The sequence below is a fragment of the Empedobacter sp. UBA5924 genome (genome assembly GCF_002431085.1).
GTDB classification, from domain to species: Bacteria; Bacteroidota; Bacteroidia; order Flavobacteriales; family Weeksellaceae; genus Empedobacter; species Empedobacter falsenii_B.
In genome coordinates, this window is the sequence record NZ_DJDM01000036.1 from 16,437 (window position 1) to 39,721 (window position 23,285).

Sequence of the window (23,285 nt, forward strand, 5' to 3'; positions counted from 1 at the left end):
TGTGGTTTTTTAACCAAAAATTATCAAAGAGCATTCCTAAAATATTGTATTGTAAGAAAAAATTAAGCTTTACCTAATTTTATTTTCAAATTGTCTAACATTGTAGTTGTCATTTTATCGATATCAAATTTTGGTTCAAATCCCCAATCTGCTTTTGCAACAGAATCATCGATAGAAGACGGCCAAGAATCTGCAATAGCTTGACGGAAATCTGGCGCATAATCGATTGTGAAATTTGGAATATGTTTTTTGATTTCTGCTGCTAAATGTTCTGGTGCGAAGCTTAAACCTCCTAAATTATAAGATTTAAATTCACCTAATTGTTTTGGATCAGCAGACATTAATTCAATAATGGCATTTATTGCATCATCCATATACAACATTGGTAAATAAGTTCCTTCTTTCAAGAAAGAAGTATATTTTCCATCTTCAATTGCTTTGTAATAAATATCAACTGCATAATCTGTAGTTCCACCTCCAGCAGGAGTTTTCCAAGAAATAAGACCAGGAAAGCGAACAGAACGAACGTCTACATTATGATTTTGTTGGTACCATTTGCACCAATATTCTCCTGACAATTTGGAAATGCCATAAACTGTAGAAGGAGTTTGAATTGTATTTTGTGGTGTATTGTCTTTTGGTGTATCTGGACCAAAAACGCCAATAGAAGAAGGCCAAAAGATTTTATCGATTACTTTATCTTTCGCTAATTCAAGGAAAGTAAGTAAAGTGTCCATGTTTAATTTCCAACCAAACATTGGATTTTTTTCAGCTGTACCAGAAAGTAGAGCCGCTAAATGATAAACAGTTTTAATATTGTGTTTTGCAATGACTTCTTTTATTCGATCAGCATCCATTACATCAATTACTTCGTAAATCCCGTCGTAATCAACATCTTTAGGATCACGTATATCAGAAATAATTACATTATTTTTTCCATGAATGGTTTTTAATTTCTCAGCCAATTCAGAACCAATTTGTCCTAAAGCGCCGGTGATCAAAATCGTATCGGTTTCCATCTTAAAAAGTTACTTTGTTTGGTCCCAAATTTAAAGATTTTCTATTGAATATGGATATAACAAAATAATATTTAGATATTAATAATGAAATCGATTGTTTTTTGCTAAATATATAAATATGGAATGATATATATAGAAAAATTTTCTGTTTTAATAAGCTTTTTACAATATCTTAAATGATAAAGAGTTTTGGTTTGAAAGTTTTAAAAATGTTAATCTTCCTCTTCAAAAGTGTCAAAAATTGCACGAATAATTAATACTTTATTTAGTAAATTTGTAACAAAGGTCGTATTAATTTCGACATATCATATCAAAAATACTTAGTAGAAATATGAAAAAACAACTATTTGTTGCTGCATTTGCATGTACTTCTGTTTTAGCAATTGCGCAAGAATCATATCAGGCTTTTAATCCAAATTATATGGATAAGTCTGTTCGTCCACAAGATGATTTATATAATTATGTAAATGGTAATTGGATGAAAATTACAGAAATTCCATCTGATAGAGCAAGATGGGGAAGTTTCGATGAATTGAGAGAGAATACAGATAAGGTTTCTTTGAAATTGGTAAAAGATTTATTGAATAATAAATATGCTCAAGATTCTAATGAACAAAAAATTTCTGACTTATACTCAGCTTACACAAACATGGAAGCTAGAAATAAAACAGGAATTGCTCCAATTCAGAAATATTTTAAGCAAATTGATGCAATCAAAAATTTGACAGATTTACAAGCGTATTTAACAGAAGTTACTCCAATTGGAGAGAATCCATTTTATGGTGTTTCTGTTTATACTGATATGAAAAATAGTACGCAAAATGCTGTTTATTTAGGAAGTGTTGGATTAACTTTAGGTAAAACATATTACCAAAAAGAGGATGCCAAAAATACTGAAACTTTAGCTAACTTAAATCAATATATCGATCAAGTTTTTCCTTTTACAGGATCTAAAACTCGTGATTTAAAAGGACCAAAAATTGTTGCTTTCGAGAAAATGATGGCAAAATATATCAAAACTGTTGAAGAAAGCCGTGATCCAAATAAATCTTATAATTTAGTAACATTATCGGAAGCAGGAGCTTTTTCTAAGAATGTTGATGTAGTGAAGTTTGTAAAGTCTTTCGGAATTAATCCTGACAAAGTAATCATCCGTGAATTAGATTATTACAAAAATTTAGATAAAATCATAAATCAAGAGAATTTACCAATCATCAAAGATTATTTGAAATTCAAATTGATTGATTCTTTTTCTAATTCTTCTACAACTGAATTAGAAAAAATTAATTTTGACTTCTATGGTAAAAAATTATCTGGTCAAAAAGAACAAAGAGCTTTAGATAAAAGAGGTTTGGCTTATGTAAATGGAACAGTTGGTGAGTTATTAGGACAAATTTATGTGAAAGATAATTTTCCACCAGAGGCAAAAGCAAAAGCGCAAGAATTGATTAGTTATTTATTTAAATCGTTTGATATGCACATCAATAATTTAGAGTGGATGTCAAAGGATACAAAAGTAAAAGCAATTGAAAAGTTAAATAAATTTACGGTTAAAATTGGTTACCCTGATAAATGGAAAGATTATTCAGGATTTAAAGTTAAATCAATTAAAAATGGAGGATCTTTAATTGAAAATAATTTAGCTTACAGTCAATGGAGATTCCAAGATAATTTGAAAGATTTTGGAAAACCAGTAGATAAAACACGTTGGGGAATGTCTCCACAAACAGTTAATGCTTATTTTAATCCAACAAATAACGAAATTGTATTCCCAGCAGCAATTTTACAAGCACCATTCTATGATTATAGAGCAGATGCAGCTGTAAACTTTGGAGGAATTGGAGCAGTTATTGGTCACGAAATTTCTCATGGATTTGATGATTCGGGAGCTAAATTTGACGGAGATGGAAATTTAGTGAACTGGTGGACACCTCAAGATGAAGAAAAATTTAAAGCAGCAACAGGTGCTTTAGCAAGACAATATGATGCTTACGAACCAGTAGCAGGAACACATGTAAATGGAATTTTTACATCTGGAGAAAATATTGGAGATTTAGGAGGAGCTTCTGTTGCTTTTGATGCTTTGCAAATGTATTTAAAAGATAAAGGAACTTACGGAAACATAGATGGATATACTCCGCAACAACGTTTCTTCTTATCTTGGGCAACTATTTGGAGAACAAAAGCGACTGACGAAGCTTTAGTAAATCAAGTGAAAACAGATCCACATTCTCCTGGATATTACCGTTCTTTTGGACCAATCGTTAATATTGATGCGTTCCACGATGCGTTTAAAACAAAACCAGGAGATAAATTGTACAAAGCACCAAAAGACCGTATTAGAATTTGGTAAGATGCTTGGCAAAATTATTGATTGGATAAAAAATAAAAATAGAATTATTAAAATGACAACAGTTGAAGCAATAAACAATGCTAATGTAACATTAGTGGATGTTCGTGAGCCTTTTGAATTGGATACAGATGGATTTGTTCCAAATGCAATCAATATTCCATTAGGAGAAGTTCCTACAAGAGTAGAGGAATTTAAAGCAATGTCAAGACCTATAGTAGTTTTTTGTAGAAGCGGTAACCGTTCAGGTCAAGCTGCACAATATTTGCAAGCGCAAGGTGTAGACGAAATTTTTAATGGAGGAGGTTTTCAAGATGTCTTAGATGTTTTGGAGAAATAATTCGTAATTAATTATTATTCATAAAAAACCGATAAATTTTTATTTGTCGGTTTTTTTTTGTATATTATTGTATTTTAAATAGATATTCGATTAAATTAAAATTATTTAATTTTTTTTGATAAAAAAAGCTAAAAAAATGAGTGACCAAATAAGAATAGGTGTGTCATATTAAATGTAAGCAGTTAAAATGTCAAAAGATTCTATAGAAAATATTGCAGATGACATTTTGGTGTATAAGATTGTCGAAACAAAAAATCAGCATTTGTTCGGTATATTGTATGATAGGTATGCACATACGGTATATAATAAATGTTTGAGTTTTGTAGAGGATCAAGCTGAGGCACAAGATATGACGCACGATATATTTGTAAAGTTGTTTGTAAAACTGAAAACATATCAATCAAAATCTAAATTCTCTACTTGGTTATATTCTTTTACATATAATTTTTGTGTCAATCATGTGCAACGAAAGATAAAAGAAGAAAGAAAAAATTATTCGGTAACGGATGATTTGGTTGATAACTATAATGATGAAATTATTGATGACAAAGAAATTTTTGAATTAAAAATCGAAAAACTAACGCAGTCCCTAAAGGAGTTGGATGTCGAAGAGAAATCTATATTACTCATGAAATATCAAGATGAATTTTCAATCAAAGAAATTTCAGAAACTTTAGAGATTGGTGAAAGTGCAACTAAGATGAGATTGAATAGAGCAAAAAATCGTTTACTAAAAATTTATAACGCTTTGTAAAATGGAAAATCCTTTTAAGACTATACTAGCCAATGAAAAGCTTCCAGAAACAATAAAACAAAAAGTTATGGATGATGTTGCTTTAATAAAATTATCGTTGGAGGTAGCCGATTTGGTTTCAGTAAAATATCCAAGCACAATTGGAAATTTCTTCGGAATCGGAAAAAAATCAACTAACAAACCGAACAAAAAAGATAAAGAAGGTTAACTATAAATAGATTATATGAATATAGGTTTAAATTTTAGCTTGTTAGAAAGTTTATATCAAGAAATGGTACTCGTTTTTCCTAAAGTTGTAGGAGGTATTATATTCATTATCCTGTCATATATCTTGCTAAGATTGATTCTAATATTGACTAAGTACATATTAAAATTATCTAAGATAGATAAATTAAAAAATGCTTTAAACAACAGTGAAGCGTTGAAAAACTCCTCTATTGAAATAGATCCTTCTAAGATTATTTTACAATTTGTACGATTGTTTATTATTTTGTTAATCATTATTATAGGATCTGATATTTTTGGATTAACAGTCGTTTCTAACCAAATAGGAAGAATTGTAGATTATCTGCCACAATTTTTTAGTGCAGTGTTAATATTTGCTGGAGGATTTTATTTGGCTAACTATATCAAAACTTTTTTAAGAAGTTTAATTAAATCAATTGATTTAAACGGAGCAAATATTATTAGTAATATCATTTTTTATATCATCCTTATTTTTACGATAATTACTTCATTAAATCAAGCAGGTGTTAATACAGAGCTAATTACAAATAATCTGTCATTAATTTTAGGATCAATATTTTTGACATTGGCAATTGCATTTGGATTAGGTTCTAAAGATATTATTTATAGATTATTATTGTCGTTTTACACAAATAGGAATTTTGAAATTGGACAAAAAGTAATCATAGAAGATGAGACAAAAGGCGTGATAATTGCAATTAATAATATATGTATGACAATACAAACAGAAAATGAAAAAATTGTGTATCCGATAAAAGTTATCACGAATAAAAAAATACGAATTATAGAAGATTAATCTTACCTACCCAAACCTATTTTTAATAATTATTAACCAACCTATTAATTACTTATTAAAAAACTAAGCCGACTTTTAACCTACCAACCAAAAATCGTGAAAGCAAGTCTTTTACAACTAACAAACCTATCTGATTTAGTAGAAAATTAAAACATCACTTTCTATTATCTATCTAAATCAAACTAAACCAAATTTTTAAAAAGTGACCGAATTAACCAATCGGTCACTTTTATTTTTGTACAAAGTTTATTATTTCATATAATAGTTGTACATTTGCACCTCATTACATAATAATTATTAAATAATATTGGCATGTACTTAACATCAGAAGTAAAAAGCGAATTATTCGCAAAGCATGGTAAATCTGCAACAGATACAGGATCTGCAGAAGGGCAAATCGCATTATTCACTTACAGAATTAACCACTTAACTGGTCACTTGAAAAAAAATCACAAAGATTTTAATACAGAAAGATCATTAGTTATGTTAGTTGGTAAGCGTAAAGCGTTATTAAACTACTTAAAGAAAAAAGATATCACAAGATACCGTGCGATTATCGCTGAATTAGGATTACGTAAGTAATTTTAAACACAATATAAAAGGGCAATTACGTAGAAATTGCCTTTTTTTTTGTTATAAATTAAAATAAGATATTTATCTTTATATAATGCAGTTAAAGCAAACGGCTTTAACTTTAGACGAATTAAATACTAAGAAGACGAATGATTCCACAGGCGATCACAGAAAAAATTACTCTTTCAGACGGAAGAGAAATTACAATCGAAACAGGGAAATTAGCAAAACAAGCTGACGGATCTGTGGTTGTACGCATGGGCGACACCATGTTATTAGCTACAGTTGTAGCAAACAAAGAAGCAAATCCAGGTGTAGATTTTTTACCTTTAACAGTAGATTATAGAGAAAAATTTTACGCTGCAGGACGCATCCCAGGGAATTTCTTCAGAAGAGAAGCAAAACCATCAGATGATGAAGTATTAACAATGCGTCTTGTAGACCGTGTTTTACGCCCAATGTTTCCAGAAGACTTTCATGCTGAGGTTCAGGTCATGATCTCACTTATTTCTTACGACAAAAATGTAATGCCAGAAGCTTTAGCTGGTTTAGCTGCATCAGCAGCCATTGCAATTACAGATATTCCTTTCACATTAATTTCAGAAGCTCGCGTTATTCGTTTGAATGGTGAGTTAATGATTAATCCTTCAAAAGAACAATTAGACCAAGCAGATATCGACATTATGGTTGGTGCTTCTAAAGATTCTGTTGTAATGGTAGAAGGGGAGATGAGCGAAATTTCTGAACGTGAAATGTTAGACGCAATTGAATTTGCTCATGCTGAGATTAAAAAACAAATTGAAGCACAAGAAAGTTTAGCAGCGAAAGTAGGTAAATCTTTACCAAAACGTGAATATAGCCACGAAACACACGACGAAGAAATTCGCGAAAAAGTATGGGCTTATGGATATGATAAATTTTATGATATCGCTAAACACCCATCTGATAAACACGAAAGAGGTGATAAATTTGCTCAAGTTGAAGCAGATTTCTTAGCTCAATACGAAGGAGATGAAGAAGAGTTAGCTCGTGTAACTCCTTTTGCTCACATTTACTTCCACGATGTACAAAAAGAAGCTGTACGTCAATTAATCTTAAACGAAGGAATTCGTTTAGATGGACGTGATCCAAAAACGATTCGTCCAATTTGGACAGAAGTTGATTATTTACCATCAACTCATGGTTCTGCAATCTTCACACGTGGGGAAACTCAAGCATTAGCTACAGTAACTTTAGGTTCTTCTAAAGATGCTAATATGGTTGATGGAGTTGTAACAAACTTCGACGAAAAATTCTTTTTACACTATAATTTCCCTCCATTCTCAACAGGTGAAGCTCGTCCATTAAGAGGAACTTCTCGTCGTGAAGTTGGTCACGGAAACTTAGCACAACGTGCTTTAGCGCAAATGTTACCTGACGATTGTCCTTATACAGTTCGTATTGTTTCTGAAGTATTAGAATCTAACGGTTCTTCTTCTATGGCAACAGTTTGTGCAGGAACATTAGCAATTATGGACTCTGGTTTACAAATGAAGAAACCAGTTTCAGGTATTGCAATGGGGTTAATCACAGATACTAAATCAGGGAAATTTACAGTATTGTCTGATATCTTAGGAGATGAAGATCACTTAGGAGATATGGACTTTAAAGTAACAGGAACTGCAGACGGTATCACAGCTTGTCAAATGGATATTAAAGTACAAGGTTTATCTATGGAAATCATGGAAACAGCTTTGTTACAAGCAAAAGAAGGTCGTGAGCACATTTTAGGTAAATTATTAGAAACTTTACCAGCACCTCGTCCACAATTGAAACCAAATGCACCAAAAGTTGTTGTAATTGAAATTCCTAAAGAATTCATTGGAGCAGTAATCGGACCTGGAGGAAAAGTAATTCAAGAAATGCAAAAAGAAACTGAAACAGTTATTGCAATTACTGAGTTAGATACAACAGGACGTGTAGAAATCAATGGTGTGATTCAAGAAAACATCGATCGTGTTGTAGAAAGAATCAAACAAATTGCTTTCGTTCCAGAAGTTGGTGAAACATATCATTCAGTTGTAAAATCTATCAAACCATTTGGAGCGTTTGTAGAGATTGCAAAAGGAGTTGAAGGTTTAGTTCACATTTCTGAATTAGAGCACAGACGTCTTGAAAAAGTTGAAGATTCTGTAAACATCGGTGATAAAATTGATGTTAAATTCTTAGGTTACGATGATAAAAAGAAAATGAAATTATCTCGTAAAGCTTTGTTGCCAAAACCAGAGAGAACAGAAAAACCTGCTAAATCAGCAGAGAAAAAAGAGGATAAACCTCAAGATAATAAAGAAGCTTAATTAAGTTTTGATATAAAGTAAAAAGTCCGAGATTTTCTCGGATTTTTTTGTTCTATAAAACCAATCATAACCTAAAGTAGATTAATGATTTTAATTTTTACTTTCACGATTCAAATTTTGTGTTAATTAAATAAAAATAATCTTTTTTTAACAATAAAACCTCAGTAAAACTTTATTAAATACTTAAAGATTAGGAGAACTTCAGATAATCAATTATTTTAGCAATTCGTAAAATTGAAGACAAACAAATAATGAAAAAATTTTTATTATCCACGCTTTTAGTGGTTATGCTTTTTCCTTTTAAAGTGAAAGCTGACGAAGGAATGTGGTTTTTGATGTTCATCGAGCGTCTGAATCACCGTGATATGCAAAAACAAGGTTTACAATTAACTTCAGAAGAAATTTATAGTATCAACAATAACTCTTTAAAAGATGCTATTGTACAATTTGGTGGTGGATGTACTGCTGAAATGGTTTCTGGACAAGGTTTAGTTTTGACAAATCACCACTGTGGTTATGGTGCTATTGCTGAATTATCTGCTCCAGAACATGATTACTTAAAAGATGGTTTTTGGGCGAAAGATAAAGCTGCTGAGTTAAAACCAAAAAGCTTAAAAGTACGTTTCTTCGTTCGTATGGATGATGTTTCTAAACGTATTTTAGGTGTTGTAAATGATAAAATGTCTGAGTTAGATCGTGAAAAAGCGATTAACCAAGAGATTGCAAAAATTGAAAAAGAGAACAGTGAAAACGGAAAATATGTTGTTTCTGTTCGTTCATTCTTCCAAGGAAATGAATATTACTATTTTGTTTACCAAGACTATGAGGATGTACGTTTAGTAGGAACACCTCCAAGTTCTATTGGAAAATATGGTGGAGATACAGATAACTGGGAATGGCCACGTCACACAGGAGATTTCTCTATGTTCCGCGTATATGGTGACAAAGATGGAAATCCTGCAGCTTATTCTACAAGCAATGTTCCGTTGCAACCAAAACATCATTTACCAGTTTCTTTAAAAGGATATCAACCAAATGATTTCGCTATGATTTTAGGTTATCCAGGTCGTACAAATCGTTGGATGCCAGCGCAAGGTGTTGCTCAAAATGTAGAGTACGCTTATCCTGCATGGGTTGAAGCTTCTAAAGTGACAATGGATCAAATGAAAAAATATATGGAGCAAAATCAAAAAGTAAATATTGATTATGCTTCTAAATATGCTGGAGTTGCGAACTATTGGAAAAATCGTGATGGAATGATCGAAGCTTTAAAACTTCACGGAACTGTTGCGAAGAAAACAAAAGAAGAAGAAAAATTCAATAAATGGGCTCAAAAAGGAGCAAACAAAGCCGAATATGGTGATGTTGTTTCGAATTTGAATAATTATTATGCGAAAACAAATTTAGATGCTCGTCATAACAATTACATCAACATTTTATTGCGTTACTCAACTTTAGCAAGTGCGCCATATTCTATTGGAAAAGCATTAGAAAACTATGCAGCAGCGAATGATGCAAAACGTGATGAAATGCGTCCGAAAATTCAGAATGCAATCAATGCATATTACGAAAAAATGTATTTACCTTTAGAAAAAGATTTATTGGCTGCTCAATTAAATCTTTATGCTTCTAAAGCGAGCGAAGCTGGTTTAGCGCCTTATGTTGCTGATTTAGCGAAGCAAAATAACAAGAACTTTACAGCTTATGTAAATGATGCTGTTGAAAGAAGTTTCTTCGCTGATCAAAAACAAGTTGAGAATTTCTTAATTTCTCCAGATGTAGAAGTCTTGAAAAAAGATCCTTTATATGTTTTGTCAAATGCTTTAGTAGAAAGAGCTTCTAAGCAAACTGATGAACAAGCAAAATTGAATGATGTTTATTCTAAAAACTTCCGTTTATTGGTAAAAGGTTTACGTGAGTCTAAAATCGGAAATATTTTATATCCAGATGCTAACTCTACGTTACGTTTAACTTACGGTTCTATTCAAAATTTACCAAAAAGTACAAATCCAAAACGTCAACCAGATGTTGCTTCTAACTATTTCACAACATTAGAAGGTACAGTTGCAAAACACATCGCAGGTGACGAAGAGTTCGAAAATCCACAACGTTTATTAGATTTAGCGAAAGCGAAAGATTATGGACAATATGGAGATAAAGATGGATATTTACACGTAAATTTCTTATCAAACAATGATATTACAGGAGGTAACTCTGGTTCTCCGGTAATGAATGGTAAAGGTGAATTAATCGGTATTGCATTCGACGGAAACATTGAAGCAATGGCTGGTGACGTTATCTTTGATCCTAAATTACAACGTACGATTTCTGTAGATATTCGTTATGTTTTATGGGTTGTTGATAAATTTGCTGGAGCAAAACACATCGTTGATGAAATGACAATTGTAAAATAAGATTTGAATCAGAATAATTTTTAAGGCTTCCTATTTTGGAAGCCTTTTTTTGTAGAGAGAATCTAAACGAATTACCTTTGTAAAAAATAAAAGTAAATGAAAGTTATTCCTCTTTTAGAAGGTGTTTTTCATGTTGATGCAAAAAAAGAGTTTCATTATTTAGGTGATAATATTGATGTTAAAAATCCCGCTGACGGATATAATCTTATTGTTCGTCCATTTTTGATACAAATTGGAGATGAAAATATTTTGATTGATTGTGGTTTCGGAACTGAAGTAGATTGTGAACCTATCATTCTAAAAAAATTACGCGAATATAATATTAATCCAAATCAAATTACGAAAGTATTGATTTCGCATTTACATAAAGATCATATCAACGGAATTGGAAATTGGGTAGGGGATCAGTTTGTATGTAACTTTCCTGAAGCAAAAATTTATATTCAACAACGCGAGTATGATTATGCGGTTGTTCAAACAAATAATTCTTATAACTATGATCGTTTAGAAAAGTTGAAATCATTCAAAAATATTGTATGGATGAATGATGATAGTGGAAATATAACGGATAATATCAAATTCGAAGTAACAGGAGGACACGTTCCGTTTCAACAAGTTTTTTGGATCAAAGAAAATGATGAAATTGTATTTTATGGAGCTGACAATCTACCTCAATTAAATTATTTTAAATATCATGCTGCTTTCAAGAATGATGTAGATGGTGTAAAAGCGATGGAAGATCGTTTGCGGTGGGAAGTTGATGCGAAAACAGAACACTGGAAAATACTTTTCTATCACGGAAAAAGAACAGATATAAAACAATTTTAGAAATTATATTATAAATGAAAAGCTTTGTATTTGCAAGGTTTTTTGTATTTGAATTATATTTCAGTTTAACTTCGAGTACCTTTGTTGATTTTAAAATTAATTGACATAAACTATGCTAAAACTCTTAAAAAGATATTAACGTTTTATGATTTGTTTTTTATGGATTTAATAAAAACGTTTATTGAAAATACATTTTATATAAAAAATCCCCAACATGTGTTGAGGATTTCGTGTGTAGTTTTTTACATTTTTTCTTCGCTATATTCGCCGAGTAAAGCATAATATCCAAAAAGTGCCATTCCAATAACTATAATTGGTGTAAGGACAAATAGAATAATAATTCCGAATACTAAATCATCTTGCGAACCTGATGATAATTTTGGAATTCCAAATTCCATGATACAAAAGTAGGCTAAAACAAGTGATAATGCGATCCAAACGATTCCTAATATTTTTTTAATTGTTTCCATTTCTAATTAGTTTTTTAGTTAACATTTCTGTCTTTATTACTGATATAAATTGCTCCGATGATAAAACAAACAGCCGCAATTCCAATAGGATACCAAAGACCCTCTAAGTAAAACTGTGGATCTCCGTTGTTTTTGGCATTTGTTACCAAATAAGTAGAAACAGCAGGTAAAAGACCTCCAAAAATTCCGTTTCCTACGTGGTAAGGCAAAGACATCGATGTATATCTAATTTTAACAGGGAACATTTCTACTAAGAACGCAGCAATTGGACCATAAACCATTGTGATAAAAATAATTTGAATCCAAATTAATCCAACTAATTTCCATTTATCACCACTATTAATATGTGTCGATTTTTTTACAATTTCACTTACTTTTCCATCTACAATTTTTGCTTGACCATTTTCTAAATGAAGCGTTGTAACTTGTTTATAAGTCGTGCCATCTGTAAATGATTTTTGAATTGTATAAATAGAATCAGATTTTTCGTCAACATTTTTGATTTCAGCTTTTTCAATTGTTTGTGCTGCAATTACTTCTTTATTTTCAAGATTTGTTGTTTGATACATTGATTCGTAAATTGGTCGATACGAGAATACAGCGACAATCATTCCGATTAACATCACCCATTTTCGACCAACTTTATCACTCAGCCATCCAAAGAACACAAAGAAAGGTGTACCAAATAATAAAGCAATTCCTAACAAAGAATCTACTTGATCAGATTCTACATTCATCACCGTTTTCATGTAACTCATCGAGTAAAACTGACCTGTATACCACACAACTCCTTGTCCCATCACAGCTCCAAAAAGTGCTAATAAAACGAATTTCATATTGTAACGATTCCCGAAAGATTCTTTCAAAGGATTTTTAGAAGTTGTTCCTTCATCTTTTGCTTTTTTGAAAGCTGGCGATTCGTCCATATTTTTACGAATCAAATATGAAACGTAAACCATTAAGATTGATAAGATAAATGGAACTCGCCATCCCCAAAGGTCAAACTGCTCTTCTGATAATAATGTTTTCGTTAATAAAATAACCAATAACGAAACAAATAAACCAACTGTTGCAGTGGTTTGTATCCAAGAAGTCCAATATCCTCTTTCTCCGTCTGGTGCGTGTTCTGCTACGTATGTTGCAGCACCTCCATATTCGCCTCCAAGTGCTAAACCTTGTAATAAACGTAAGATTAATACTAATAAAGGTGCGATAAAACCAATTGATTCGTAAGATGGAATACATCCTATTAAAAAAGTTGCTCCTCCCATTAATACTAAAGTTGCCATAAATGTATATTTACGACCAATAATATCTCCTAATCGACCAAAGAATAACGCGCCAAATGGACGTACAACAAATCCAGCAGCAAATGTTGCTAATGTTGATAAAAAGGCAGCTGTAGGATTGTCAGCAGGGAAAAATTTAGTAGAAATTACAACAGCTAAACTTCCAAAAATAAAGAAGTCATACCATTCAATTAGCGTTCCCATCGAGGAAGCACCAATCACTTTCCAGATTGTTTTTTTGTTAGCAGTTTCGCTCATAAATAATGTGTTTTTGTGTTAATTCTTGTGTGTTTTTTTATAATAATATCATTGCTTGTATTGTTATCATGTCGTCCATGTGTTTTGGTTGATCGAAAGATTTTTGATATTCTACAGAAATTTTAGCATTCTGACCATCAATGTACCAGTTTCCACCTAATTTTAATTCGTTTGCAGGCTTTACTAGACCTTTGAAATCTCTGTAAGAATATCCTACATACGGCTGAATTCTATTACGGAATTTTCCTTCTCCTTCTTTGATGTTTTTAGGCAATAAATACCCGACATGTCCAGAAAACTGATTTCCATCTCCTACAACATTTCCTTGTACATAATTTTCGCCCATGTCCGAATTTTGATATTTCGCATAAGCTGTTATCGAAGAAGATTTTCCGATTGGCGCATCATAAAAAGCATCAACAGCAAGATGAGTTACATTTTCTCCAATCAAATTATCATTTTCTTTTTTGACAATTGCATTACTTTGATTGAAAAATCCTGCTCCGATGTTAAATACTTTTTTAGTTCCTAAATAGGTTCCAACGCGATAAGGTAAAGCATTTGATTCTTGATCTAAAAATTGATAATCAAAATATCCTGAAACCGCATATTTTCCTTCTCCAAGTATCGCTTTTCCTAAATACTTTTCTTGTCCGTTTTCTAAAACTGTCGAAGAGTTTCCATCTAAAGTATTAGTAATAGCATCACTTAATGCTAAACGATAATTCAGTTTTCCAATTCGCCCTTTTGCAAACATTCCCAAATGATTTGAAAATTGATCAGACAAACCAAGTGTTGACCAGTCAGCTCTGTTATTATCTAAGGTCAACATATTGATAGAACCTTGACCATTTCCACGAGAAATTCCACCAAAATTGTGAACTCCAGCACCAATTGCTAAATTGTTTGTTACCTTATATTGTAAAAACATTTCATGCAAGAAAAACGATACATCTGTACTTTTTCCCATCGGAGAAAGATTATTATCATAGATTCCATTTGCACCAAAATGTGTTAAAATCATAAATCGATCATTGATTTGTGAATAAGCAAGAACGCGCGCTCGTTTGATAGAAAATCCATCATTGGCGTGTTTTCCTTCGTAATCCTGAAACCAAGTTTGTCCCCAAAGAATAAATCGGACATATTTACTTCCTTCTGGATTTAATTTAACGACCAAACCGCCGTCATATTCAGAAGCATATTGAGCCTTCAATTCCGTGGCTCCAAAAATGGATAGTAGAGCAATTGCGACAAAAATTTTTTTCATTTTTTAATAAATGGTGTTAGTTGTACATTATTTGTGATTTTGTATTGACTTAATTAATAGACTTAAGTTTATCTAAAATAATGTATTGAATAATAATAATGCTTTTTTTGATAAAGAATTTCTTTTTTATTTTATTAGTGTAAATAATACGCTAATATTTTTTTTAATTTCTTAAAAAAATGTCAAGAAAAGTTTTAAGTTGATAATCTGAGTTGGATTTATTTCAGAAAATTTATCAAAAAAAGATGCAATAATAATCTTATTATTTATTAAATCAAGAAATAATTATTGACTAATTGATAAAATATAGAAGTAATTTATTCTAAAATGTTATGATTTAGTAAAATATAATCTGAAATTATTTATTCTGATTAGAATAGTATAAGTAGAAAGCATAAAAAAGGTTTCGATTTTATTCGAAACCTTTTTTTAATTTATTGTAATTCTAAGATAATCTAATAATCCAACACAATTTTCTTTGGAAAACTGCGCGCCTTTCAATTGATTATCATTCGGATTTATCGTGAAATTATAAGCCGTTTTGAAGTTGGCTTGCTTTAAATTGGTCTGATAGAAAATGGTGTGAGCCAAATTACAATTCATAAAATAAGCTTGACTAAGATCTGCGAAAGAAAATTCTACATTTTGTAAAGAACAATTGCTAAACTTTGTCTTTTTTAGCGGTAATTCATAAAAAGATGAGTCGTTTAACGTACAATTTTCAAATGAAATGCTTAACCCAAATTTGTTCGAATTTTCGAGATTAAAACCTATCATTTTACAATTCATAAACTCAACTTGCTGAAAGCTTGTGTTTTCTAAAGTTACATTACTCAAATTACATTCGATAAATTGACATTGAATAAATTTGATATCGCTTAAATCTAATCCATTCAAATCACAATTTATAAACTCGCAATTCTCGTATTCACCAGATATATTTTGATTTTCTGAGAAATTAATTTGTTCAAATTTTTCTTCGAAATGATAATCCATAAGTTATTTTTTTACGATTAAGTTTCTTAAGGCTAACCAGAAAATCATCACAATCATGTCAATATAAATAGTAACTTTTAGTTGATCGATTTGCGAACAAAGATTTTTTCCTGTTACAGTAGAAATACAAGTGTCAACTCCGTCGGTTTCATATTTTATACTAACCATAGTGTTAATAATCATGTAAAAAACAATTGGAATAATAAGAATAATTATCGCTAAAATAATGTTGTAATATCGTTTTGAGATCATAATTAATCTTCGAATGTAACTTCTATTTCTTGTCCAAATTGTAAGATATAACCATTGTTGTCGTAGATTGCAAACTCGCGCATATCCCATTCAAAGGTCTCAATTTCATATACAACTTCGCAATCATCTTTTACTTGATTCCACAACTCGTCTACGTTGTCTACAACAAAATAAAAAGAACCTGTGAAATTAGCTCGTTCAAAATCTGCTCCTTCATTTGGATAAGCCAACATAATTTCTACATCGTCTTTTTGCAAGCAAGCCCAAATCCAATCTTCATTTTGATCAGCAATCTTAAATCCTAATTTTTTATAGAATTTTGTTGTTTTTTGTAAATCTTTCGTCCAAATAATTGGGCGCAAACTTTTAAAAGCCATGTTATATTATTTTGGATAAAATTACTTCAATTTTTCTTAACTCTCAATTCCATTTTTAATGAAAATTAAGCTATTTATTCATATTATTTTACTGAAAGTTTATTCCATAAAAAACTCCTAACACGTAGGAGTTTCATACTATAAATCAAAATTGATTTATGGATTATATTTTTTGTTTAATGCTTTCAAGATTGCCCAAGTTTCAGCATCTACAACTCCATCGTATTTTTCTGGACGGAAATGCATCTGAAATGCCACAATTGCATTTTTTGTTTGCGCGTCTATCATTCCATTTGTAGGAACGTTGTACCCATATTTCTTAAGATCAGTTTGCACTTGTGTGATAAAAACGGAACTTGTTGTATCCCAAGGATATTGTTGCAAAAATACATACTTGTCTGTATCATCGTACCAAGCACCAACACCGTAATCTGTATATAATTTTTTCCAAGGGAAAAGTGGACCCGGATCTGGTTTTCTTCCTGGCGCAACATCAGAATGCCCAATTACATTAAAAGGAGAAATATTATAACGTTTTACAATATCTTGTGTCAATTCACCTACTTTTTTGATTTGATAATCTGGATAAGGCGTGTAATTTGGATAAGCATCCGTTCCTTTGTTTCCAAGATTAACGATTTCGATACCAATAGAAGAAAAGTTTATATTATCCAATCCTTTCCAACTACTAACACCTGCATGCCATGCACGTTTTGTTTCGTCAACTAAAAGATTAATTGTTTTGTCATCATAATCATTTACCAAATAATGTGCACTTACATCTTTCTGAGTCAATACTTTTAACGATAACTCTGTGTTGATTGCTGTGTAGTGTAACACTAAAAATCGTACACGTTCATCTTGCGAAATAGATGGATAATAATCTGTTGTCACCTTGTACTTGTCGAGTTTTGCAGCTCGAGTCATTTCCGGTTGATCTGTTTTTGAATTGATAATGACTGTGTCACGAATTACTTTTGTAATTGTTTTTGGTGGAACTGTTTTAGTTGCACAACTAGCCAAAATAAAAAAACAAGAAATTGCCGAAAATACTAATCCTTTAAAATTCATTCTTTTAGTTCTAAATAGTCTTTTGAATAGCCAAAATTAAGCCAAATAATTTAATTTTTTTTCTAAAAAGACTTGTTTTGCAATAAAAGTCAATATATATTTGCAACCGCTTTATGAGACTAATCAGTCTTATTTTTAAAAGTTAGGAGAGGTGCCAGAGCGGTAATGGAGCAGATTGCTAATCTGTCATCGGGAAACCGATGCCAGGGTTCGAGTCCCTGTCTCTCCGCTTTTTTAAAGCTAGAAATAAAACACCACTCGGGGTGTAGCGTAGCCCGGTCATCGCGCCTGCTTTGGGAGCAGGAGGTCGCAGGTTCGAATCCTGCCACCCCGACGAATTTTAGTAATAGAATTTTGGATTGGTCCAGTAGCTCAGCTGGATAGAGCAACTGCCTTCTAAGCAGTAGGTCTCAGGTTCGAATCCTGACTGGATCACAATCTAAAGAAAACCCATACTGATTATCAGTATGGGTTTTTTGTTTATTACTGCTTCAATACAATCAAATTTTAAGCAAAATTGTAAATCACTATTTTCAGTGAGATGCTTTCTGTAAAGTTTACTTATTTTTATTCAAATAAATTGTATGAATCAGCCAACCAAAATCAACATATCAAGAGTATTTATAGGATTGACAATATTCTTCTTTCTATGCTTTATTGTTATGTATAGTATTGATGGAACTGAAATAGCAAGAAATCAAAATTTTATGTTCGATTTTATAGCTATTACTGGATTTGGGTCTTTTATTTTATGTCCACTTTTTTCAGTAATATCCATTATTTTTAACTATAAAAATAGGATATTATATCTTGTATTACTTTTAAGTTTTATTCCTTTTTTTGGAATTTTAAAACTATTTGAAGGTGCTAATTTCGGAGGAAGTTTTTAATAAATTTTCGTCTTTTATTGATTTTTCAAAAAACGAAGATTCATAAAGATACTAAAAAGTTAGAATAATTATAAAAAAAACATTTTTTGTGTCCGTATTTGTCCTATCATTATTTATTCAATTAGTAAAAAGAAAAATTCTTTTTTATGCCTCTATTTATCATCGTTTTGAGCGATATGAATTTTTAGTTGTTTTTTAGTTTGTTCGATTGTTGTTCGACCATTCTTCGACCGTTGTTCGACGNNCGTCGAACAACGGTCGAAGAAACCTCGAAGGAAAGTAGGAGAAAAAATGTAGAATTCTATTTTTTCAACAATGGATATTGTGTTGTTATTTAATTGTGTTTTTAGAGAAAATTATTTCAGCATATTATTGTAAAAAATCTTTTCCTTTTTCACTCAATTGTTTAAAGTTAATTGCAGGAATAGTTGGATTCAATTTAGATTTGAAATTAGTCACACTTGGCGTTTCAAAAAAATCTAATTCGTACAAACCATCTTCCACGAATTGACAATCATCGGTTAAAATATAGATTTTAGGAAAACTTGGTTTTCGTTCTATTTTTACTTTTTTGATGTTATTTTGATCAGTAAAAACTTCTCCTTTCTTTGTGTTCGCCATTGTTTCTTATTTAGAGAACAAATTTCTTAATAAAATTGAATATTTAAAAAATCAATCCGTAATATTCAAAATATTTCTACCTTCGTTACAAATAAAACCACGTGAAATATACAATTCAAGCAATACTTTTGTTTTTTGTTTTAGGATTAACAAGTTGTTTACCAACCAAAACAGTTTCCGAAACTAAAGTTGTGACTTCAGAAATTAGCGATTTGTCGGGTAAATGGAATATAAATGATGGAGGAGATTACATTATTTTTGAAGATGCAACGAAAAAAATGGTAATGAAAACGGTTTGCGGAATTATTACGGCTGATTATACCAAAATAGATCAAGCTATAATTTTTAATCATTTAAAACAAGTGAATTCTGATTGCGAAATTCCTCAAAATTTGATTCAAAATTTGCAAAAAACTGCATATTTTAAAGTAAAATCATCAAATCAAATTACTTTTTATGATGAAGCTCATCAAGAAAAGTTAACTTTGAAATTAATAAAGTAAATCGCCTAGAAAAATATATTATGCTTAGCATAATTTTTTATTAAATTTGTCTAAATTTCTAATGTTGAAGAAAATTTTAAGTTATCCGTTATCTATAATCTTTTATATTTTTTATGGATTAACGTTGTTGGTAATGCATGTTGTGCAATGGTTGTGCTACAATTTGGGAGGTTATGCTGCTCATCACAAAAGTGTAAAAGTGATGAATGGTCTTTTGGTTTTTTGGACAAGAATTTTAGGTACAACGTATACCTATAAAGGAAGAGAAAATTTGAAACAAAATGTACCATTGATTTTTGTGAGTAATCACCAAAGTATGTATGATATTTCTCCGTTGGAATATGATTTGGCTGATTATCATCCTAAGTTTATTTCGAAAATAGAATTGGGAAAAGGAATTCCCAGTGTATCGTACAATTTAACGCATGGAGGTTCTGCATTAATCGATCGTAAGAACGGAAAACAAGCAATAGAGGAAATAAAAAAATTAGCGCAATACATTCAGAAAAATAATTATTCAGCTATTATTTTTCCAGAAGGTACAAGAAGCAAAAATGGAGTACCAAAGGCTTTCAAAGAAAATGGATTGAAAGTTTTGACGAAATATGCTAAAGACGCTTATGTTGTTCCCGTTACGCTAAATAATACGTGGGAAATAGAAAAGTGGGGTAAATTCCCGATGTATTTGGGCGCGAAAGTAACGATACAATACCATAAACCCTTAAAAGTGAGTGACTATAAGTTTGATGAAATATTCGAGCTTACCGAAAAAACTGTAAAAAGTAGTATAACCGCATAAAATAATTATATGTCAATAAATAATGTTCGCCTGGAAGTAATGCAATTTCTTGAGAAAGATATTGATGCTTATATGGACAAATTCTTAGTTCCAGCCGATAAAATTTGGCAACCAACAGATTTTTTACCGAATTCTCAAACAGATTCTTTTTTTGACGAAATCAAAGAATTACAAGAGCTTTCGAAAGATTTGCCAGATGATTTCTGGATTACATTGATTGGTGATACCATTACCGAGGAAGCTTTGCCAACCTACGAATCTTGGTTGATGCAAATGGACGGTGTGGTAGATGAAGAAGGAAATTACCTAGAAAATGGTTGGGCAAAATGGATTCGCCATTGGACAGGAGAGGAAAATCGTCACGGTGATGTTTTGAATAAATTTTTGTATTTATCAGGACGTATCAATATGCGCGAGGTTGAAGTAACAACGCAACATTTGATAAATGACGGTTTCGACATTGGAACAGCACACGATCCTTACAAAAACTTTGTTTACACAAGTTTTCAAGAATTAGCAACTTATGTATCGCACAATAATGTATCAGCAATTGCAAAAAAATACGGAGCGAAAAAATTATCGCGTATGTGTAAAATTATTGCAGGAGATGAAATGCGTCACCATTTAGCTTACACAGAGTTCGTTCGTCGTATCTTCGAAGCTGATCCTTCTGAAATGATGTTAGCTGTTCAACATATGTTCAAACTTAAAATTGTAATGCCAGCGCATTTCTTAAGAGCTTCTGGTGAAGAAAGAGGAACTTTGTTTGATGCGTTTTCAGATGCAGCGCAACGCATTAATGTGTACACAGCGTTTGATTACATCGATATTATGCGAAAATTAATTGAAGCTTGGCAATTAGATAAAATCTCTGGATTGAATGCTGAGGCTGAAAAAGCAAGAGATTATATCATGAAATTCCCAGATAGAATGGATAGAATTTCGCAACGTATTGTAATTCCTGAAGTAGGACCACAATTCAAGTGGTTAGTTCCTGCGACAGCTAAATAGAAAATCAATTTTATTAAGATGTATATCAAGATTGTTTTACTTTTTCTATTTATAATTTCATGTTCAAATATTGATAGGTTAAATTATCCATCTAATATTAATGAAATTAAAGAAGTTATATTAGAAAGACCTGATAGTAATTCAAATGGAAAATTTTCAGAAATAAAACAATTAAATGACAATCAGATAAAACAACTTTTAGTTATTTTAAATAAAGCTAAACAAATAGATTCTAAAAATTTTGATGAAGATTTTCAAATTATTTTTTCAACAGAGTCTGGAACTAAAAGAATTATGGTAAGGGGTAATAAAATTAAAAATTTTGATAGTAATAAAGTTTATCAAATACCGAATGTAGATTATTTGAATAATTTTTGAAAATCACATATAATCAAAATCATATAAAAAGAGGCAATTCAAAATCGAATTGCCTCTTTTTATTTAGTAACTTTAACCAACAAACAAATTATAAACAACTACTTATGGACGATTTTATTGCTGCCAGAAGTCAAATGGCGATGTCGCTTGCCTTTCACATTGTTTTTTCGTGTGTTGGAATGGTGATGCCGTTTATGATGGCAATCGCTCACTACAAATACCTCAAAACTAAAAACGAAATTTACAAAGGGTTAACCAAAGCTTGGAGTAAGGGAGTTGCAATTTTATTTGCTACGGGAGCAGTTTCTGGTACAATGCTTTCGTTTGAGTTAGGATTATTGTTTCCTAAATTTATGGAACACGCTGGACCAATTTTCGGAATGCCATTTTCGTTAGAAGGAACAGCTTTTTTTATTGAAGCCATTGCTTTAGGTTTTTTCCTTTATGGTTGGGACAAATTCAATAAATGGTTTCATTGGATTTGTGGTGTAATTGTAGGGATTAGTGGTTTAGCTTCAGGGATTTTGGTTGTTGCTGCAAATGCTTGGATGAATTCTCCGTCAGGTTTCGATTTTATAAATGGCGAATATTTAAACATAGATCCTGTAAAAGCTATGTTCAACGATGCGTGGTTTTCACAAGCGTTGCACATGACAATTGCAGCTTTTTGTGCGACTGGATTTGCGGTTGCGGGTTTACATGCTTATCTTATTTTGAAAGGTAAGAATGTAAATTTTCATCGCGAAGCATTCAAAATTAGTTCTGTTTTAGCGATTACAGCAGCAATGTTAGCACCTTTGAGTGGTGATATTTCGGCGAAAGATGTAGCAAAACGTCAACCGATTAAATTGGCTGCGATGGAAGCGCATTTCAAAACAGAAGAAAGTGCTTCATTTGTTTTGGGTGGAATAGTGGACGAATCAAAAGAAGAGATTAAATATGCGATAAAAGTTCCGGGTGTATTGAGTTTCTTGGTTCATTCAGATTTCAAAACACCTGTAAAAGGTCTAGAAGAATTTCCGAAAGATGAATGGCCGCCTGTGGCAGTTGTACATTATGCTTTTCAGATTATGATAACATTCGGAATGTTGATGATGGGAATAGCTGTTATTTATTTGATTGCGCAATTTTTTAAGAAAGATTGGCGAACAAAACGCTGGTTTTATAAATTGTTTATGATTGCGACACCTTTCGGATACATCGCTTTAGAAGCAGGTTGGACGGTAACAGAAGTCGGTCGTCAACCGTGGATTATTTACGGAATTATGCGAACGGTAGATTCCATCACGCCAATGCCAGGAATACAATATTCGTTTTACATTTTCACGTTTGTATTCATTACATTGTCCATTATTTTAGTGTTCTTAATGAATCGACAAATACAAATGGTTGCGAAGCTTTACGATCCAGAAGATCCAAATTATAAACCAGAAAAACATTAAGT

The 23,285-nt window shown here is 31.4% G+C and carries 24 protein-coding genes and 3 tRNA genes; 18 read left to right on the plus strand and 9 right to left on the minus strand.

Translation table 11 applies throughout. The features are described from left to right. Window positions 1-62: 62 nt before the first annotated feature. Window positions 63-1,019, minus strand: coding sequence for an NAD-dependent epimerase/dehydratase family protein (locus B3792_RS10250; RefSeq protein ID WP_125350177.1), 957 nt, complete (start codon window positions 1,017-1,019; stop codon window positions 63-65). Window positions 1,020-1,350: 331 nt separating this feature from the next. Here B3792_RS10250 and B3792_RS10255 point away from each other — a divergent pair, with 331 nt between their 5' ends. The 9 genes from B3792_RS10255 to B3792_RS10295 all read left to right on the plus strand — a co-directional run bounded on the left by B3792_RS10255 (window position 1,351) and on the right by B3792_RS10295 (window position 11,656). Further along, complete coding sequence (locus tag B3792_RS10255; protein ID WP_286496203.1) at window positions 1,351-3,372, plus strand: M13 family metallopeptidase; 2,022 nt, start codon at window positions 1,351-1,353, stop codon at window positions 3,370-3,372. Between the two features lie 52 nt (window positions 3,373-3,424). Then, window positions 3,425-3,709, plus strand: a complete 285-nt coding sequence (locus B3792_RS10260) for a rhodanese-like domain-containing protein (RefSeq protein WP_038333764.1) — start codon at window positions 3,425-3,427, stop codon at window positions 3,707-3,709. A 187-nt stretch (window positions 3,710-3,896) separates the two neighbouring features. Continuing rightward, window positions 3,897-4,463, plus strand: coding sequence for an RNA polymerase sigma factor (locus B3792_RS10265; RefSeq protein ID WP_038333651.1), 567 nt, complete (start codon window positions 3,897-3,899; stop codon window positions 4,461-4,463). A gap of 1 nt (window position 4,464) precedes the next feature. Then, the gene (locus tag B3792_RS10270; RefSeq protein WP_038333652.1) at window positions 4,465-4,671 is read left to right on the plus strand and encodes a hypothetical protein; all 207 of its coding nucleotides are present in this window, start codon (window positions 4,465-4,467) and stop codon (window positions 4,669-4,671) included. Between the two features lie 15 nt (window positions 4,672-4,686). Continuing rightward, the gene (locus tag B3792_RS10275) at window positions 4,687-5,505 is read left to right on the plus strand and encodes a mechanosensitive ion channel family protein (RefSeq protein ID WP_280050084.1); all 819 of its coding nucleotides are present in this window, start codon (window positions 4,687-4,689) and stop codon (window positions 5,503-5,505) included. Between the two features lie 312 nt (window positions 5,506-5,817). Then, on the plus strand, window positions 5,818-6,087 hold the full coding sequence (gene rpsO / locus B3792_RS10280) for a 30S ribosomal protein S15 (protein ID WP_038333654.1): 270 nt from the start codon (window positions 5,818-5,820) through the stop codon (window positions 6,085-6,087). Between the two features lie 140 nt (window positions 6,088-6,227). Then, window positions 6,228-8,414: a polyribonucleotide nucleotidyltransferase gene (locus B3792_RS10285; protein ID WP_038333655.1), complete on the plus strand. Its 2,187-nt coding sequence runs from the start codon at window positions 6,228-6,230 to the stop codon at window positions 8,412-8,414. A gap of 251 nt (window positions 8,415-8,665) precedes the next feature. Continuing rightward, window positions 8,666-10,828 (plus strand): S46 family peptidase, encoded by a 2,163-nt coding sequence (locus B3792_RS10290; protein ID WP_038333656.1) that lies wholly within the window; start codon window positions 8,666-8,668, stop codon window positions 10,826-10,828. A gap of 96 nt (window positions 10,829-10,924) precedes the next feature. Then, window positions 10,925-11,656, plus strand: coding sequence for an MBL fold metallo-hydrolase (locus B3792_RS10295; protein ID WP_038333657.1), 732 nt, complete (start codon window positions 10,925-10,927; stop codon window positions 11,654-11,656). A 242-nt stretch (window positions 11,657-11,898) separates the two neighbouring features. Here B3792_RS10295 and B3792_RS10300 read toward each other — a convergent pair whose 3' ends face one another. The 7 genes from B3792_RS10300 to B3792_RS10330 form a co-directional block, all read right to left on the minus strand. After that, the gene (locus tag B3792_RS10300; protein ID WP_125350389.1) at window positions 11,899-12,126 is read right to left on the minus strand and encodes a DUF6814 family protein; all 228 of its coding nucleotides are present in this window, start codon (window positions 12,124-12,126) and stop codon (window positions 11,899-11,901) included. A gap of 14 nt (window positions 12,127-12,140) precedes the next feature. After that, entirely contained in the window at window positions 12,141-13,673 is a 1,533-nt protein-coding gene (locus B3792_RS10305; RefSeq protein WP_180906341.1) for an MFS transporter, read from the minus strand. Window positions 13,674-13,710: 37 nt separating this feature from the next. Beyond that, on the minus strand, window positions 13,711-14,943 hold the full coding sequence (locus B3792_RS10310) for a hypothetical protein (protein WP_114999950.1): 1,233 nt from the start codon (window positions 14,941-14,943) through the stop codon (window positions 13,711-13,713). Between the two features lie 429 nt (window positions 14,944-15,372). Next, window positions 15,373-15,939 carry a pentapeptide repeat-containing protein gene (locus B3792_RS10315; protein ID WP_180906343.1) on the minus strand — a complete coding sequence of 189 codons (567 nt, stop codon included), beginning with the start codon at window positions 15,937-15,939 and terminating at the stop codon, window positions 15,373-15,375. A gap of 3 nt (window positions 15,940-15,942) precedes the next feature. Further along, window positions 15,943-16,122 (minus strand): hypothetical protein, encoded by a 180-nt coding sequence (locus tag B3792_RS10320; protein WP_185655206.1) that lies wholly within the window; start codon window positions 16,120-16,122, stop codon window positions 15,943-15,945. Between the two features lie 71 nt (window positions 16,123-16,193). Next, window positions 16,194-16,568, minus strand: coding sequence for a VOC family protein (locus B3792_RS10325; RefSeq protein ID WP_038333665.1), 375 nt, complete (start codon window positions 16,566-16,568; stop codon window positions 16,194-16,196). A gap of 156 nt (window positions 16,569-16,724) precedes the next feature. Then, window positions 16,725-17,639 carry an N-acetylmuramoyl-L-alanine amidase gene (locus B3792_RS10330; protein ID WP_291047089.1) on the minus strand — a complete coding sequence of 305 codons (915 nt, stop codon included), beginning with the start codon at window positions 17,637-17,639 and terminating at the stop codon, window positions 16,725-16,727. A 145-nt stretch (window positions 17,640-17,784) separates the two neighbouring features. Here B3792_RS10330 and B3792_RS10335 point away from each other — a divergent pair. The 4 genes from B3792_RS10335 to B3792_RS10350 all read left to right on the plus strand — a co-directional run bounded on the left by B3792_RS10335 (window position 17,785) and on the right by B3792_RS10350 (window position 18,529). Then, window positions 17,785-17,868, plus strand: a tRNA-Ser gene (locus tag B3792_RS10335). Between the two features lie 30 nt (window positions 17,869-17,898). Then, window positions 17,899-17,973 (plus strand) — tRNA-Pro (locus B3792_RS10340). A gap of 27 nt (window positions 17,974-18,000) precedes the next feature. Further along, window positions 18,001-18,074: transfer RNA gene (locus tag B3792_RS10345), tRNA-Arg, on the plus strand. A 149-nt stretch (window positions 18,075-18,223) separates the two neighbouring features. Beyond that, the gene (locus B3792_RS10350; protein WP_180906354.1) at window positions 18,224-18,529 is read left to right on the plus strand and encodes a hypothetical protein; all 306 of its coding nucleotides are present in this window, start codon (window positions 18,224-18,226) and stop codon (window positions 18,527-18,529) included. Between the two features lie 369 nt (window positions 18,530-18,898). Here B3792_RS10350 and B3792_RS10355 read toward each other — a convergent pair whose 3' ends face one another. Further along, window positions 18,899-19,150, minus strand: a complete 252-nt coding sequence (locus B3792_RS10355; RefSeq protein ID WP_219034183.1) for a hypothetical protein — start codon at window positions 19,148-19,150, stop codon at window positions 18,899-18,901. Between the two features lie 101 nt (window positions 19,151-19,251). On the opposite strand from B3792_RS10355, the gene B3792_RS10360 reads away from it, so the two are divergent. The 5 genes from B3792_RS10360 (at window position 19,252) to B3792_RS10380 (ending at window position 23,283) form a co-directional block, all read left to right on the plus strand. Then, entirely contained in the window at window positions 19,252-19,653 is a 402-nt protein-coding gene (locus B3792_RS10360; protein WP_221855789.1) for a hypothetical protein, read from the plus strand. 64 nt (window positions 19,654-19,717) lie between these two features. After that, entirely contained in the window at window positions 19,718-20,452 is a 735-nt protein-coding gene (locus B3792_RS10365; RefSeq protein ID WP_125350403.1) for a lysophospholipid acyltransferase family protein, read from the plus strand. A 9-nt stretch (window positions 20,453-20,461) separates the two neighbouring features. After that, on the plus strand, window positions 20,462-21,463 hold the full coding sequence (locus B3792_RS10370; RefSeq protein WP_286495596.1) for an acyl-ACP desaturase: 1,002 nt from the start codon (window positions 20,462-20,464) through the stop codon (window positions 21,461-21,463). An 18-nt stretch (window positions 21,464-21,481) separates the two neighbouring features. Beyond that, a complete protein-coding gene (locus tag B3792_RS10375) occupies window positions 21,482-21,841 on the plus strand; it encodes a hypothetical protein (RefSeq protein WP_125350396.1) in 360 nt (119 codons plus the stop codon). 104 nt (window positions 21,842-21,945) lie between these two features. Next, window positions 21,946-23,283 carry a cytochrome ubiquinol oxidase subunit I gene (locus tag B3792_RS10380; protein ID WP_114999963.1) on the plus strand — a complete coding sequence of 446 codons (1,338 nt, stop codon included), beginning with the start codon at window positions 21,946-21,948 and terminating at the stop codon, window positions 23,281-23,283. The last annotated feature ends 2 nt before the right edge of the window (window positions 23,284-23,285 follow it).